Below are 14,423 nucleotides of genomic sequence, written 5' to 3'. Positions count from 1 at the left end.
CCCGGGAGGTGTTCAGGCCCGGTACGTGAACCGGCCGAGGTAGTGCAGAGCGGTGCCGTGCGGGGTGGTGACGACGTTGGGGGCGAAGACGCAGATCGCGGCGTCGGCCGGCTCGGTGGACTCCACCTGTGACAGCCACTGGTCGGCGTACGAGGCCCCGCGCAGGAGCACCTCGGGCACGACGGGCGCGCAGTGGCCCTCGTCCCGGGCGTGAACGGCTTCGACGCACATCGGTTCGAGTTCGGCGATGCCGGCCTCCGCCATGAAGGCGGACGGCGTCGCGCCCTCGTTCTCCGACCACTCCGGGTCGACGTACTCGCGGATGTCCTCGAACGACGGAAACCGACCGCGGGAGAGGAAGACGTGGACGACGCCGGCTTCAGTCACCCGACGATTGTCGCCCACCGCCGACGGGTTCGCCGCGGTCACTTCCGTGGGTCGCCTGCTCCCGCCAGCGGGCCCGGTGGAAGATCGGCTCGACGGCGACCACGCAGAACGCGTGCATGGGCCGGTTCGTGCCCTCGGGGTCGAAGAAGCCGACCATGTCGCCGAGGAGGCTCTCGCCGTGCTGGTGGACGCGGCTGTCCCGGGCCACGCGGTCGCCGACGGCGGTGAGCCAGTCGCCCATCCAGAACAGGAGTTCCGCACGGGCGGTGATGACGATCGTCGCGGCGTGCTCGGTGAAGCGGGCGGGGTGACGATCGGCCCGGCGGCGGACGTCGTCGGGGCGGTCTGGAGGTCGCGCCGCCGGGGCGGTCACGCTCAAGGGCACCGGGGCGCGACGCATCCGGCGCCGTAGATCGGGCCAGTCGGAGGGCCGCAGTTCGGTGTCATCACGAGCCAGGAGCACCGGCAGCGGACGGGTGTCGCGGTCCCCGAAGGTCATCGGTCGGGCATCCGGCGGGACCGGGACGTGCACCGCGCTGTGCGGACTCGTCGCGGCGACGCGGAACAGGGCGCCGAGCCGGAGCAGATCGGCGCGGCTCGCGTTCAGGTACCCGACCTGGTGGTCGGGCGGGTACACGCACGTGTTGCGGAGCATCGGACCGGCGCTCAGGATCCGGCTGAGCCGGGTTCCGGGAGCGGCGACGGGATGGCTCGTCACCCGCAAGCGCATCCGGCCGTCGTCACCCCCCATGCGCCAAGTACAACACGCGCGGCGAGTGGCCTCACACTCCTTTTGCGGGCCCCGGGGGTGCCGCCGGCCTCCTCGGGCCTCCTGGCGGCGACGTGCCTGCACCGGGCTCAGCGCGCGCTCACCGGCACGGCCCGGAGCGGCACCAGGGTCGACGTCCCGAGGCTGGAGTTGGCGCGGCGGAACTGTTCGGCGACCCGTCCGCAGCCGGGGCACTCGCGCAGGTGGCGGGCCAGCTCGCGGCCCCGGCGGCGGCCCGGCCGGCGGGCGTCGCCGGTCAGCACCGACGTGAAGTACCGGCACTCCTTCCCGGCCCCCTCGCCCTCGTGCGCGCTCAGGTAGGCCTCGCGCAGTCCCGCGCGGGCGCGGGCCGCGAGGGAGCGCACACCGCTCGGGGTCATGCTCATCCGCTGGGCGACGGTGGCGGCCGACTCGCCCTCCACGACGAAGAACCACAGCAGCACCTGCCACCGCTCGGGCAGGGCGCGGTAGGCGCCGGCTATCAGGGCCGTCTCCTCGGCCGCGAGCAGCGCGTCGTCGGTCCCGGCCTCGTCGGCCAGGCACTCCGCCCACGTGTGGAAGTCGGCGGCCAGGACGATGCGGTCCCGGGTCTGGGCGCTCCACTCCATGGCGGTGCGCCGGACGCAGGCCTGGAGGTAGGGGCGCCAGGCGTGGCGCGGGCCGCGGCCGCGGGCCACGGACTGGTAGGTGCTGGCGTAGGCCTCGGCGGCGAGGTCCTGGGCCGTCTGCTGGTCGCGGCAGAAGCGGCGGGCGTAGGCGAGCACGGCGCCGTGGTGCCGGGTGAACACCTCGGCCATGACTTCCCTGATGCGCGAACCGCCGGCCGGGGCCGGCGCGGTGAGCACCTCCGCGAGTTCGGCGTCGCTCAGGTCGCTCAGTCCCGGTTCGCGGGTGCTGGTCAGCAGGGTCACCTGGTCCTCCTCGGCTGTGGCCTTCGTCCGGCGGGGATTCCGCGGGCCCGGCCGGTGTGGCGGCAGCAGGGGCCCGCACGGGGGAACCGCCCGGACGAAGGACGCGACGGCGGTCCGGTGCCGGGGCCGTCGGGACGGTGTGGCGGGAAGGGCCACAGCACACCAGTCCCACGGGTTTCCGGGCAACTGTCCGAAAACCTCCGCGCGGCCGGTGATTCCGGATCCGAATGGGGGAAATCCGTGTGCGGGGCGACGGACGCGCCCGGGGTGGCGCCGGAGCCGCCCCGATGACGCGCGGCGGCGCTCCCCGGCACCGTGGCGAGGTCTCGTCAAGCGCGGCGGCCACGGATAACAGAAAAGGTCATACGGCATTCGCATGAGTGAACGGGCCTGCCCCGACGGATTCATGACACTGTGCCAGTTGTCGTGCGCCGACTTCGACTTGGCACACGTGTCGAACCGGTGAACAACGGGGCGAGGGTCCCCACCGGCCCGACACCGGTGGGAACCCTCGCCCTGTCGTTCGCTGTTGTCGTCGGTCACCCACCTCCCGTGTGTGCGTGCCCGGTGTGGTCGGCGCCGTCGACGACCGTACCGCCGAGCAGCCCGTGCAGGAGGTCCGCGGTGGTGTCGGACAGCACGACCACCCACGCGTCGCCCACGAGGTACGAACCCCCGTACGCCTTGGCCTCCTCGATCCAGGCGTCCTTGGCGCGCGGCGTCGGGAAGGTGGCGATCCAGATCTCCTCGTCACCGGAGGTGCACAGGCCCTGGCGCAGGTCCGCCGCATCGGTGGTGATCTCGGCCGTGCAGCCGATCCGCCGGGCCAGGGCCTCCACGGAGTTCCCGCCGGGGCCGGCCGTCGGCGCCGACGGCACCGTCTGCGCGGCTCCGGCCAACCCGCCGTTGCCCCAGAGGAGTTCGACGGACCCGAGCGCGAGCAGGAGGATCAGCGCGGCCCACTGGAGCGCGGTGCGCACGCGCCGGCTGTTCCCGGCCGGCCCGAGGGCGACGCCCGGGATCCTCACTTGCCCGTCGCCGGCTTGCCCTGCGGGTTGATGGCCGTCCAGAGGCCCCCGGCCATGCCGTTGCCGAGGGCGTCGCCGTAGCCCTTGTCGCCCGAGTAGACGTACGCGGGCGTGCAGTTGATGCTCAGCTGCCAGGTGCCGTCCGGGCGCTGCATCTTGCCGACGAGCTTCGGGTCCACACCCTGGATCTTGGCCGGGTCCACGGGCGCCGCGGGCATCCACGTCTTCAGGCAGTCACCCTCGCAGTTGGAGCGCATGGGCCAGGCGGTGTCCTTCCCGAAGTGGTACAGGGTACGGCCGTTGGCGTCCACCATGATCGGGCCGAGCTGCGGGTGGGCGAAGATCGAGAGCTGCAGTCCGGCCGGGGGCTGCTGGGTCGGCTGCGGCATCGGGGCGGCGGTGGCGGTGGGCGCCGTCGTGGCCGTGGCCGTCGCCGACGGGGTCGCCTGAGCACCCGCGCCGGTGGCCTTCGACCCGTCCGGCGCCAGGGCGTGCCACGTGCCGCCCACGCCCTCGCCCTTGGTGTCGCCGGGCGCGGTGTCCTGCGCGTAGCGGTAGGCCGGCCAGCCGCCGACCGTCAGCTGGTGCGTGCCGTCGGCCCGGACGATCTCACCCAGCTTGGCCGAGTCGATGCCGGTGCCGGCCATGGTGCTCCCGTCCTTGATGACGGGCGGCCAGGTGGTGGCACACCCCCCGGAGCAGTTCGACATCGGCGGCCTGGCCGAGTCCTTGTCGAACCGGTAGAGCGTGAAGCCCTGGCCGTCCGTCAGGACGGAGCCCAGCTTCTCGTCCACCCGGACGGCCAACTGCCCGCCGGGCGAGCCGCTGCCGGCCGACGAGGGCGAGGCGGAGGCGGACGCCCCGTAGTCGCCGTAGGAGCCGTAGGCCCCGGCCGGAGCCGGCGCCGTCGCACCGGCCAGCTGCCCGGGGTCGGTGGGCCCGGCGGACGGGTAGGCGTTGCCGCTGCCGTTCCCGAAGGCCGCCATGAGCACGAGGCCGGCCAGGAGGAGGCAGAGCGCCACCAGGCCGTACCGCTTCGTTGTCGTCGTCAAGGTATTCCTTGCCTTTCCATCGGTGGAGCCTGGTGTTTCGGGGAATTGCGAGCCCGGAGCGCATGGGTCCGGGAGTGGCGGAGGCGCACGCGGGCCTCGGGCCCGGCGGCGGCTCACTGGATCCGCAGCGCCAGCGCGGGACACCGGTCGACCGCCCTGGCCGCCTGCTGCAGCAGCTGCGGCGGGACGGGCATCACGCCGGCGGCGGGGAATCCGTCCGCCTCCAGGCTGATGACCTCGGGCAGGACACTCGTGCACAGCCCGTGGGCCTCGCAGAGCGTCCAGTCCACGACGATGCTTCCGGCGCTCTCCACGGCCGGCATCGGGAGCACACCCTGGACGGGGCGGCCGCAGCCGTACCGGTGTGTGTGCAGTTGGAGGTCCTCGTCGAAGACCTCCAGGGCCGAGGCCACGAACCGGGAGGCGGCGTCGGGGTGACTGCACGCCCCCCGTCCGGTGACCGCCCGCATCCGGGTCTCGACCGCGTCCAGGGCGGCCCGGCCGCCCCGCACCACCTCCTCCAGTGCTCTGACCAGCGCGGGCAGCCCGAGGTAGCACGGCCCGCACTGGCCGGCCGTCTCGTCGGCCAGCCAGCGGGCGACCCGGAGCGCCTCGCCCAGCGGGCAGGTCGTGTGCGGCAGCGGCAGGATCGCGCCGGCGCCCAGGGCCCCGCCGAGGCTCCGGAGCGACTCGCGCGACACCTCGGCCGCGGCGGCGGCCACCGGGGTCAGCCACGTGCCGTGGTAACCGCCGGTCAGGACGCCCTGCCCGACGTCCAGGCCGAACATCGCGAGCAGCTCGCCGAGCGGGACGCCGGTGGGCGTCTCCACCACCCGGGAGCCGGCGAGGGTCAGCAGGACCGTCCCGGGCTCCGACGGCATGCCGACCTCGCGGTACGGCAGCGCCCCGAGGCGGGCCGCGACCGCGAGCTGCGCGTAGGTCTCGGCGTTGGACAGCAGGGTCGGCACTCCCCTGACGCCGCTGTCGCTGGTCCGGACGCCGCCGCCGCGCGGGAGGGCGATCCCGCTGGTGATGCCGCGGGCCAGCGCGCTCCCCTCCCCCGAGACGAACCGCTCGGGGAGCCGGGCGACGGAGACCGGCAGCCGGGTGGTCCGCCGCTCGGCCAGCGCCCTGCGCAGCGACTGCTCGGTGTCGGGCCGGGTGACGCCGACCGTCACCTGCTCCGCGTCCAGGGCCTCGGCCGCCAGCAGCGCCCCGTCCAGGACGAGGTGGGGCGTGCGCAGCAGGAGCGCGGCGTCCTTCAGGCAACTCGGTTCTCCTTCCGTGCCGTTGACGACCACGACCGGACGGGTGCGGCGGCGGGCGGCGGCCTTGACGACGGCCCGGAGCTTGCGGGCGAACGGGAAGCCGGCCCCGCCCCGTCCGCGCAGGTCGACGTTCTCGGCGAGGTCGGCCAGCTCGTCGGCCGGCAGCGCGGGCATCCCGCCGTGGACGACCAGGTGGGCGCGGTGGTCCAGGCGCTCGTCCCGCTCCAGGCCCGCGAACAGGACCGGCCGGCCGAGCCAGGCGATCGGTGCGCCGCTCATCCGTCCCGCCACCGCCGTCCGGCGCCGGCGCCGCCCTGCGGTCGGCCCGCCGCCCCCTCCGTCCGGCCGGGGCCGCCCGGACGGAGGGGACCGAGCGGACGGACGGGTGCGCCGGGCCTGCGCTTGCTGCCGCCGTCCCGGAAGACCAGCCGCAGCCCGAGGGCGATGATCACGCCCACCACGGCCACCCCGTAGAGGACGGAGACCCACGAGGCGGGCAGCCGGCCCGCGTGCAGTCCGTGGTAGAGCGCGGCGCCCCACGCCGGGTAGGCGCACATGTGGACGATCCGCCACCGGCGCGCCGCACCGGTCCTGGCCAGCAGCCCGCGGGCGGCCCCGGCGAGGGCGACGGCCAGCAGCAGGTAGCCGGCCAGGGCCCCCAGGCCCAGGACCACCGGCCGGTGCGGGTCGGCGAACGGGACGAAGGCCGCGAGCGCGCCGATCCGGTCCTGGATCAGGTTCATCCACACGTGCAGGACGAGGAACACGACGCCGGCGACGCCCATCGCCCGGTGGATCGTCTGGGCGGCCAGCCGGTGGACCGGGTACAGCAGCAGCCGGTCCGTCGCCGTGAGCCCCCACAGGACGGCGGAGGTGAAGGACACCAGGGTGATGACCCCGGCGGCCACGCCGAGGAACGCCTGCAGCGCGCCGTTCACCATCACGGCCGTCAGGCCGAGCCCCACCGCCAGCAGCGGGAGGAACCGCCACGCCCGGTGCGTGACCGGGCCACCGGGCTCGGGCCGGCCTTCGGCGGTCCCGTCCGGCGTCCGCTCCCCGACGGCGGCGCGGCGCGCCTGGCGCGTCCGGTCGGCGCGGCCCGTGCGGCTCGCGTGGCCCGAGCGGCCCGCGTGCCCCGCCCGGCGCGGCCGGCCCACCGGCGCCGGTCCGGCGGCCGAGTGCCAGGCCAGGCGGCCGTCCTCCGTCGACATTGCTGAGCCCTCCGGGCTGGTGTGGGTCATCCGCAGCGACGCCCCTCGTTGATGCAGGTCGCCATCTGGTCCAGCAGGTCCCGGGACATCACGTTGATGAAGTCCCCGTGGTCCGTGATCGGGTTGTGGAGCTGCTCGGGGAAGGTGTCGACGGCGAAGCGCACGCCGGTCGGCACGTCGTAGGCGATGCGCTGGGTCAGCCGGGGGATCGCCCGGAAGTTCCGCGGGCAGCTGCCGTCCGCCCGCGAAAAGGCGGTGTGGGTGCGGTGGTTGGCGCTGTCGGTGTTCCGGCCGTCCCAGCAGTCGGGGAACTTCAGGGTCCGGACGACCCGGCTGCCGTCCGGGCAGATCGGGTACTTGTCGGCGAGCTGGCGGTCCTCGAAGCCGGTGCAGCTCCACGAGGCGTGGGCGTTGGCCGGGCCGTTGGTGAGCGCCTTGGCGTCGCCGGTGATGATCCGCAGGAAGCGGGTCATCGGCTGGACCCTGTTCCCGGCGGCGGAGTCGTACGTGATCCCGACCTCGGCGGGCTGGAGGATGCGTCCGACGTTGCGGTCCTTCCCGCCGCCCGGCGCCCTCGCGTCCTTCTCCGCCTGACCGTCGAGGACCCGCAGCACCGGCCAGTAGTAGGCCGACTGGTCCCCGTTGGAGCAGGTGGTGCCGGCGTTGGCGAGCCTGCCGTTGGTGGAGAACGCGTCCGTGACGAGGTTCCCGACGTAGTCGTGCATGTGGTGGGCGCCGTTGCTGACACCGGGGGCCACGATCACGTTGTCGGGGTTGAGGTGGCGGTTCTCGTTGAGCCCGCACTGCGAGGTGAAGGTGCCGGTGGCCGGCCCGGTGCGGGTGGGCCTGGCGGTGTTCGGGGTGACGGTCCTGATGTCGACGAAACCGCGCCCCAGGGCGGACCGTCCGCCGCTCGACAGGTTCCTCGGCCCGGCCGCGCCGTTCTGCCCGGTGACGCCGTTCTGTCCGGCCGCGCCGTTCTGCCCGGTGACGCCGTTCTGTCCGGCCGCGCCGTTCTGCCCGGTGACGCCGTTCTGTCCGGCCGCGCCGTTCTGCCCGCCGTCGCCGCTCCCGCCGTCGGGGGCGTAGTCCTGTGCGGAGGAATCGACCACCAGGTCGCGCCGGATCGCGCAGGTCGCCAGTCCGGAGACGTCCTCGGGCAGGCCGGAGTCCGGGCCCGCGCTCGCGACGAGCTTCTGCAGGGTCGCCGTCCGCTTCCCGGCCAGCTCGCCCATGACCTGCTGCTCACCGCCGCCGGAGCCCGGCTCGGCGAGGCTGCGGTACGCGTCCGCCACCTGGACGTCGAGGTCGGCGAGGTCCTGGTCGACGTCCTGCTGCGCGCTCTCCGGCACCGAGGCCAGGGCCGTGCCGACGTCCGCGCAGGCGACCGTGCCCGGCCGGGCCCCGGCCTGCTGGGCAGCGGCCCCCTGCGACCGCGACGGCCGCTGCCCGGCGAACGCGGCCGCCGCGAGCGCCGAGGCGCCGGTGACCGCCAATATCCCGGCCAGCAGGAGGGCGAACGCCTTCCGCCTGGCCTTGCCGCGTTTGTGAATCCTCATGTCGCATCCTCGAAACGGGATCGGGCCTGCCTGGCAGGCCGTGGAAAGCCTTGTGCTGCCGCGGTGTCCGGGCAGGGTTTCTAGTGCTGCGTCGCCGGCCCGGAACTCGGCGCCGGGCTCGGGCCCTGGCTCGGGCCCTGGCTCGGGCCCTGACTCGGAGCGGACGTGCCGGACGGCGGTCCGGAAAGGTCGCCGAATTTCACCAGCCCGGTGTTCTCCAGGACCGTCATGTGGTCGAGCACGGTGGAATTCGCCGTGGTCGCGAGATCGCGGACGGTGGAATTCTGGGTCCCGGCGCGCACCTGGGCGACCACCGCGAAGACCTGGCCGTGGGCGTTGCGCACGATGTTCGCGAACAGCCGGTCGAAATCGGGCCCCTGGGCGTCGTCCAGCTGTTTCAGCCACGCCTTCTGCTGGTCGGAGGGCTCGTCGGGCAGGCCCAGGCCGAGGGTCCTGGCGACGTCCACCACGGCCCGGTCCAGATCCGTGTGCCCGTCGATCAGGTGCTGTCCCGCGGTCCTGACCTCGGGCGTGCCGCCCTTGGCGACGGCCATCCGGCCTGCGGGGATCTCCCACAGCCCGGCCAGCCGGACCCGTTTGACGAAGTCCCGGTCGAGCGGTGTCAGCGGCCCGGACGCCGTCTGCAGGGTCGCCACCGCGACCGGGGACGGGTCCGCCCGCGCAGCGGTGCGGTACGAGCCCGCCGATCGCACGATCGGAACCGCCAGGGCCGTGCCCGTGAACAGCACGGCCACGATCACGAGCAGGGTGGCGAACCACCGCGGAAGTCTGGTCGCCCCGGGTATTCCGTAAACCGCCGTTCCGGGTTCGCGTTTCTTCCTCGAAGATGACATCGGCTTCCTCATCGCGCCGGGATTCCGTTCACCGTCACCGGGCGGACGGTTCGGCGGCGACCGCACCGCGGAACCTCCCGGGAACCACCGGCCGCTTGCGGGCCGGTCACCGTGGAAAGAGGCCGAACCCGGGGATCCGTCCCGCGACTTTGCTCATCCTTTACCCAGAGCGCGCCGGGACGCCGCACCGGAGCGCCATTCCCGACGCTTGTTCGACAATCCGTCAGCATGTGCGAACCATGTGCGGAAGGCCACTGTGGCGCGGGGCCCGGGAGGCGGTAGATTGCCGTACCGGTCGGTACCCCAGGGCGCCGCACCGGCCCTGGTGTCCCCCCTTTCCGTCCGGACGCGAGCGAGGCCATGTGCGACTGAACCTCAATCAACTGGCGGTGTTCGCCAAGGTCATCGAATGCGGCGGCTTCTCGGCGGCGAGCCAGGTCCTGTTCCTGAGCCAGTCGTCCGTCTCGAAACAGGTGCAGAACCTGGAAATAGCCCTGCGCACCCAGCTGGTCGACCGGTCCGGCCCGAAGATCCGCCCGACGCTGGCCGGTGAGGTCCTGCTCGCGCAGTCCAAGGAGGTGCTCGCGCTCGCCGACCAAGCCGTCGCGGCCGTCCAGGCCGCGGCACTCCTGTTGGAGGACCCGCTGGTGATCGGCAGCACGAGCACCATCGCCGCGCACTTCCTGCCGTCCGTCCTGCTCGAACTGCGGCACCGGGCGCCCGAGGTGCGCTTCGGCCTCGTCGTCGACGGCGCCGACCGGCTGGCGACCGCACTGGAGGAGGGCCGGATCGGCGTCGCGCTGAGCGGCGGCCCGCTGCCTCCCGGGCGCTACCGGTCGGAGCGCCTCGCCGACGACGACATGCTGCTCGCCTGCCCGGCCGGTCATCCGCTGGCCGGACGGGACGTCACGCCCGCCGACCTGGCGGACGAAACGTTCCTGCTGCGCGAGGCCGGCTCGGACACCCGCCGTCAGCTGACGGACCTCCTGCACGCCTGGGAACTGTCCGGCGCCCGGACGCTGGACCTCTGGGGCACCGAGGGCATCAAGGAGGCCGTACGGATCGGCCTGGGGGTCGGGCTGGTGGCGCGCCGGTCCGTCCGACTGGAGCTCCGGCACGGTGTCCTGGCCGAACTGCGGATCCACCCGGCGCCCGGGCACCGGACCGTGACGGCCGGCTCGACCCTGGCCCGGCCCCTCACCGCGTACGAGCAGATGCTGTTGCTGGTCCTGCGGGACAGCGCTGCTCGGGCGACCGCGGAGGCGTGATCCCCCTCGATCACACGCGCGGCGGATTCCGCTGCAGGTAGCGGAGGCCCTGCTTGAGGTAGGCCCGCGGGTTGGTGTCCAGATGCCGGGCCCAGGCGGGCTTGCTCTCGCCGCGCCGGTAGGCGTAGCAGGCCAGGGCGTAGCCGAGCATCCGCTCGCTCAGGTAGCCGAGCCGCGAGGACGACCAGCCCTGCTTGCCCTGCCGGAAGTCGAACGCGGAGTTGGCCGTGAAGACGCCGAGGCCGAAGTGCACCGTCAGCAGGTCGGTGAGCGGCTCGTGGTCGCGCCGTTCGGTGGAGACGCGCCGCTCGTCGAGGAGGCGGACGTGCCCCAGCTCGTGCGCGATGGTGGCGACCAGCGCGACCGGACGGGCGGCCTGGCGCTGCGCGACGGCGATCACCGGCCGCCCGTTCTCCCGCCGGTAGTGCCCGGCGGCCGAGCGCGACCTGTGGGCGAGCCCGAGGCCGGCGACCATGGCGCCCTCGCCGTCGTCCGGCTCGATCTCGATCGTCAGCCGGTTGGGCGCCACGTCCAGGTACCCGCAGAGCTGGGCGATCAGGCCCCGGATGTCGGCGTCGGAGCCCGCGTACGGCCCCGGGAAGTACTCGGCGGTCGGCAGCACCGGAGCACGCTCCAGCACCCCGCGCCCGAACTCGGCCGCCAGCCAGGCCATGGACTCCTCGATCCAGACCCGCTCGTCCGGCCCGACCGGGCACTTCTGCGGGAACAGCGCCATGACACCCCCCAGTGATCATGGCCATCATGCACCACGACGCGGGCGGCGTCGGCTACCGGGCCGCGGTGAAACGGACCGAGCCGACGCCGCCTCCGGCGCTGGCACCACCCGGCCCGACGGTGTCGACCGCGTCCTGGCAGCCGGCGTCGCCGAACACGGTCGCCTCCGCGTCGGTGTCGTTGTACAGCTCGGTGACGTCGCCGCCGAGCTCGTAGCACCGGCCGTTGCCCGGGTTGTCCAGGTAGTGCTCCTGGTTGTCGCTGATGTAGGTGAACGTCCCGTCCGTAGCTTGGGCGTTGGCCGGGAATCCGATGCACAGGGCCACCGCGGCGGCGCCGGTGGCCAGCACCCTTCGGAAGTTCTTCACAGGACTCGTCTCCTTCTGAACGGTGAGCCTGAACGGTGAGCTCCCCCGGCTTCCAGCGCTGCCAGTCTCACCGTTCGGCTGCGCGAAGACGTGGGACCTCACTCGAACGGCCCGTCTCCGGCGCTTCCCGTCCCCCGGAAGGCGGTACGCCGGCACTACCCTCCCAAGGTCACACCCAGGACGGCGCCGGCCATGTCGAGCGGTTTTCAGGTGTCGTACAGTCCGTTCCAGGGCGCGCCGAATCCGAGCATGTCGGGCTCCAGTTCGGCGTGCGGGAAGCCGTACGCCTCGGTCTTGTCGAACAGCCCCCAGCTGTGGCCGCCGTGTTCGACGGAGAACGGACGGACGGCGATGTCGCCGAAGCAGCGGCCGGGCAGTTCGTCGACCAGCTCCCTGAGGCGGGCCATCGCGGCGTCCGTGTCCTCCTGCCCCGCCTCCTCCTCGGCGACTCCGATCCGCGAGCGCAGGTGGCGGCCGTCCCGGTCGAAGAGGTGCAGATAGGTGACGTCGTAGAAGCCGGCCAGGAATTGGCCTCCGTCCCAGCTGCCGGCGAGGTCCGTCCGGAAGCCCGGCTCGTGGGCGATGGGGATGCGCTGCGGGACGGGGAACCGCTGCATCCACGAGAAGGCCCACTCCCAGGCGTTCGCGCGAACCGCCCAGGCATGGAGAGCCTGGCCCGCCTCGGCGCTGCTGCCGCGCTCGGTATCCCCGGACCGCCCCTGACCGTCGTCGTGCATGACGAAACACGCGCCGCTCGGCAGCGGGCAGGCGATCGCGTACTGCGCGGAGTCCGCGATGCGCTCCACGCGCACCGATCCGTCGAGCGGCAGCGCGCTGATCAGCTCACCGAGTGCCCCCGCGGACGTGGCCTCGACCTCTTGCTCCGGCACGCCCGCCGCCGGACCGTGGCTCACCACCACGCGGTAGTCCTGTGTCATGGCAGGAATGATGCCGGACGGGTCCGACAGACCCCTGTCCCGGCTAGGGCGAGGTCACGCACCGTCACTATTTCCGTCCACAGAAAGTGACCGGACGGCCTGCCGGCCCCGTGGATTCGCAGGGCGACTGTCGGACCGCCGCCGTCAGCGGTCGGAGCGGAAGGGCCCGACAAACGCAACGCGTTTGCTTTAAGGCAGCGGGAGGGTCTACAGTCACTAACGCAAAACATTAGCTTTTGATGTGGGAGCGCTTCGCCGCCCCACCCGGCCAGGAGGAGCGTCCGCCATGCCCGCAGCCGAACTCACACCACCGGAGGCGGCCCGCTGGGCCGATCGTGCCGGGCTGCCGCTGCCCGCCGACCGTCACGCCGCGGTCGCGGCCACCGCAAACCACATCCACTCCGTCGTCGCAACCCTCCGGGAGCTCGACTTCGGGGACACCCCGCCGGCAGGCGCCTACCGCGCGGAAGGAGGGCGGCCCGATGCAGCCGTATGAGCTCTCCCTCACCGCTGCCGCGGACGCCATCCGGTCGCGCCGGCTGTCCCCCGTAGAGCTGGTGGACTCGGTCCTCGACCGCATCGAGCAGGTGGAGCCCGACCTCGGCGCCTACGTCACGGTCGCCGCGGAGCAGGCTCGCCGGGCGGCGCGCGAGGCCGAGCGCGAAGCGGTCCAGGGCCGCTACCGGGGGCCGTTGCACGGCATCCCCATGGGGCTCAAGGACCTGATCGACGTCGCGGGCATGGCCACCACGGCCAGCTCCCGGGTCCGCGCCGACCATCGCGCGCCGGCCGACAGCACGGTCGCCGCCCGGTTGACGGCGGCCGGCGCGGTGCTGGTCGGCAAGACCCACACGCACGAGTTCGCGTTCGGCCTGACCACCCCGCAGACCCGCAACGCCCGGGACCACGGCCGGGTCGCCGGCGGCTCCAGCGGCGGGTCCGCCGTCGCCGTCGCGTCGGGCGCGGCGACCTTCGCCCTGGGGACCGACACCGGCGGGTCGATCCGGGTGCCCGCCGCACTCAACGGGGTCGTCGGCCTCAAGCCGACCTACGGTCTCGTTCCCCGTCACGGCGTCACGTCCCTGTCCTGGTCGCTGGACCACGTCGGCCCGATCACCCGCACCGTCGAGGACGCGGCCCTGGTCCTGACCGCCCTCGCCGGGCACGACCCGCGCGACCCCGCCTCCCTGTCCCTGCCCGCCGAGGACTACCGGCCCGGCACGGGCACGGATCTGACGGGACTGCGCGTCGGCGTGCCGCGCACCTACTACTTCGACCACGTCGACCCGCAGGTGGAGACCGCCGTCCGGCACGCCGTCGAGCACCTGGAGGGCCTCGGCGCACGGCTCGTCGAGGTCGACATCCCGATGACCCGCTACATCCAGGCCACCCAGTGGGGCCTGATGGTGCCGGAGGCCGCCGTCTACCACGAGCGCACCCTGCGCACCGCACCGGAGTTGTACGGGGCGGACGTCCGCATCCTGCTGGAGGCGGGCGAGTTGATGAGCGCCGGGGACTACCTGCGGGCCCAGCGCGCCCGGACCATGATGCGGGAGGAATGGGCCGGCCTGCTGGAGACGGTCGACGTGATCGCCGCCCCGACGGTCCCGACGACCGCGGTGCGGGCCGGCCAGGAGACGGTCACCTGGCCCGACGGCACGGTCGAGAGCGTCTCCGACGCCTACGTGCGCCTCTCCGCCCCCGCCAACATCACCGGGGTGCCCGCCCTGACCGTCCCGGCCGGCCAGGACGCCGAGGGCCTGCCGATCGGCCTGCAACTGCTCGGCCGGCCCCTCGGGGAGCGCACGCTCCTGCGCGTCGGTCACGCCTACGAGCAGACGCAGCCCGTCCGGGGGCTCACCACGGTGTCCTGAGGGCGGCGTCCGGACCGGGCGGAGCTCCGCTCGACGCCGAGGCACCCCTTAAACGCAATCACTGAGCCTTAAGGGGTGCCCACGCGCCGCCGGCCGACAGCGCGCTCGGGCCTCGGGCACTTGGGCTCAGGGGGATCAGGCAGGGACAGCGCGACGGGGGGGGGGGGCGCGGGGGGGGGGCGCCCGGGCCGCCCGCGCGCC

The 14,423-nt window shown here is 73.6% G+C and carries 15 protein-coding genes; 3 read left to right on the top strand and 12 right to left on the bottom strand.

From position 1 onward, the window contains the following. Positions 1-12: 12 nt before the first annotated feature. The 9 genes from ACFV4F_RS03725 to ACFV4F_RS03685 form a co-directional block, all read right to left on the bottom strand. Positions 13-387, bottom strand: coding sequence for a hypothetical protein (locus ACFV4F_RS03725; RefSeq protein WP_380500298.1), 375 nt, complete (start codon positions 385-387; stop codon positions 13-15). Further along, positions 380-1,042, bottom strand: a complete 663-nt coding sequence (locus tag ACFV4F_RS03720) for a hypothetical protein (RefSeq protein ID WP_380500297.1) — start codon at positions 1,040-1,042, stop codon at positions 380-382. Before ACFV4F_RS03720 ends, ACFV4F_RS03725 begins: the two co-directional genes overlap by 8 nt. Before the next feature lie 203 nt (positions 1,043-1,245). Next, positions 1,246-2,067 (bottom strand): RNA polymerase sigma factor, encoded by an 822-nt coding sequence (locus tag ACFV4F_RS03715; RefSeq protein ID WP_380437739.1) that lies wholly within the window; start codon positions 2,065-2,067, stop codon positions 1,246-1,248. A gap of 539 nt (positions 2,068-2,606) precedes the next feature. Further along, positions 2,607-3,047: a hypothetical protein gene (locus tag ACFV4F_RS03710; protein ID WP_380492984.1), complete on the bottom strand. Its 441-nt coding sequence runs from the start codon at positions 3,045-3,047 to the stop codon at positions 2,607-2,609. Between the two features lie 44 nt (positions 3,048-3,091). Continuing rightward, entirely contained in the window at positions 3,092-4,147 is a 1,056-nt protein-coding gene (locus tag ACFV4F_RS03705) for an SCO0930 family lipoprotein (protein WP_380500296.1), read from the bottom strand. Positions 4,148-4,260: 113 nt separating this feature from the next. Next, positions 4,261-5,694 (bottom strand): NADH-ubiquinone oxidoreductase-F iron-sulfur binding region domain-containing protein, encoded by a 1,434-nt coding sequence (locus ACFV4F_RS03700; protein WP_380500295.1) that lies wholly within the window; start codon positions 5,692-5,694, stop codon positions 4,261-4,263. Beyond that, positions 5,691-6,626 carry a hypothetical protein gene (locus ACFV4F_RS03695; RefSeq protein ID WP_380500294.1) on the bottom strand — a complete coding sequence of 312 codons (936 nt, stop codon included), beginning with the start codon at positions 6,624-6,626 and terminating at the stop codon, positions 5,691-5,693. The genes ACFV4F_RS03700 and ACFV4F_RS03695 overlap by 4 nt, the downstream gene beginning before the upstream one ends. Before the next feature lie 26 nt (positions 6,627-6,652). Then, positions 6,653-8,185 (bottom strand): DUF1996 domain-containing protein, encoded by a 1,533-nt coding sequence (locus tag ACFV4F_RS03690; RefSeq protein ID WP_380500293.1) that lies wholly within the window; start codon positions 8,183-8,185, stop codon positions 6,653-6,655. A gap of 80 nt (positions 8,186-8,265) precedes the next feature. Further along, positions 8,266-8,940, bottom strand: a complete 675-nt coding sequence (locus tag ACFV4F_RS03685) for a DUF4142 domain-containing protein (protein WP_380500292.1) — start codon at positions 8,938-8,940, stop codon at positions 8,266-8,268. A gap of 461 nt (positions 8,941-9,401) precedes the next feature. On the opposite strand from ACFV4F_RS03685, the gene ACFV4F_RS03680 reads away from it, so the two are divergent. Further along, on the top strand, positions 9,402-10,307 hold the full coding sequence (locus tag ACFV4F_RS03680) for a LysR family transcriptional regulator (protein WP_380500291.1): 906 nt from the start codon (positions 9,402-9,404) through the stop codon (positions 10,305-10,307). 10 nt (positions 10,308-10,317) lie between these two features. On the opposite strand, the gene ACFV4F_RS03675 is transcribed toward ACFV4F_RS03680, so the two are convergent. From ACFV4F_RS03675 to ACFV4F_RS03665, 3 genes are all read right to left on the bottom strand, one after another. Continuing rightward, positions 10,318-11,043 (bottom strand): hypothetical protein, encoded by a 726-nt coding sequence (locus tag ACFV4F_RS03675; protein WP_380437753.1) that lies wholly within the window; start codon positions 11,041-11,043, stop codon positions 10,318-10,320. A gap of 52 nt (positions 11,044-11,095) precedes the next feature. Next, positions 11,096-11,410, bottom strand: a complete 315-nt coding sequence (locus ACFV4F_RS03670; protein ID WP_380437755.1) for a hypothetical protein — start codon at positions 11,408-11,410, stop codon at positions 11,096-11,098. Between the two features lie 206 nt (positions 11,411-11,616). Next, positions 11,617-12,348, bottom strand: a complete 732-nt coding sequence (locus tag ACFV4F_RS03665; protein ID WP_380500290.1) for a hypothetical protein — start codon at positions 12,346-12,348, stop codon at positions 11,617-11,619. 286 nt (positions 12,349-12,634) lie between these two features. Between ACFV4F_RS03665 and ACFV4F_RS03660 the strand changes: the two genes are divergently transcribed. After that, complete coding sequence (locus tag ACFV4F_RS03660) at positions 12,635-12,844, top strand: hypothetical protein (RefSeq protein ID WP_380437759.1); 210 nt, start codon at positions 12,635-12,637, stop codon at positions 12,842-12,844. Beyond that, entirely contained in the window at positions 12,831-14,222 is a 1,392-nt protein-coding gene (locus ACFV4F_RS03655) for an amidase (protein WP_380500289.1), read from the top strand. The genes ACFV4F_RS03660 and ACFV4F_RS03655 overlap by 14 nt, the downstream gene beginning before the upstream one ends. The last annotated feature ends 201 nt before the right edge of the window (positions 14,223-14,423 follow it).

Source organism: Kitasatospora sp. NPDC059722 (assembly GCF_042733235.1).
Taxonomy (GTDB): Bacteria; Actinomycetota; Actinomycetes; order Streptomycetales; family Streptomycetaceae; genus Kitasatospora.
Note: the sequence above shows the minus strand (reverse complement) of the source record. Positions and strands in the feature narration are given on the sequence as shown.

Excerpts from the sequence above, each read along its gene's own strand:
- ACFV4F_RS03690 (WP_380500293.1), bottom strand. The coding sequence starts at position 8,185 with ATGAGGATTCACAAACGCGGCAAGGCCAGGCGGAAGGCGTTCGCCCTC.
- ACFV4F_RS03665 (WP_380500290.1), bottom strand. The coding sequence starts at position 12,348 with ATGACACAGGACTACCGCGTGGTGGTGAGCCACGGTCCGGCGGCGGGC.
- ACFV4F_RS03695 (WP_380500294.1), bottom strand. The coding sequence starts at position 6,626 with ATGTCGACGGAGGACGGCCGCCTGGCCTGGCACTCGGCCGCCGGACCG.
- ACFV4F_RS03700 (WP_380500295.1), bottom strand. The coding sequence starts at position 5,694 with ATGAGCGGCGCACCGATCGCCTGGCTCGGCCGGCCGGTCCTGTTCGCG.
- ACFV4F_RS03720 (WP_380500297.1), bottom strand. The coding sequence starts at position 1,042 with ATGCTCCGCAACACGTGCGTGTACCCGCCCGACCACCAGGTCGGGTAC.
- ACFV4F_RS03675 (WP_380437753.1), bottom strand. The coding sequence starts at position 11,043 with ATGGCGCTGTTCCCGCAGAAGTGCCCGGTCGGGCCGGACGAGCGGGTC.
- ACFV4F_RS03660 (WP_380437759.1), top strand. The coding sequence starts at position 12,635 with ATGCCCGCAGCCGAACTCACACCACCGGAGGCGGCCCGCTGGGCCGAT.
- ACFV4F_RS03655 (WP_380500289.1), top strand. The coding sequence starts at position 12,831 with ATGCAGCCGTATGAGCTCTCCCTCACCGCTGCCGCGGACGCCATCCGG.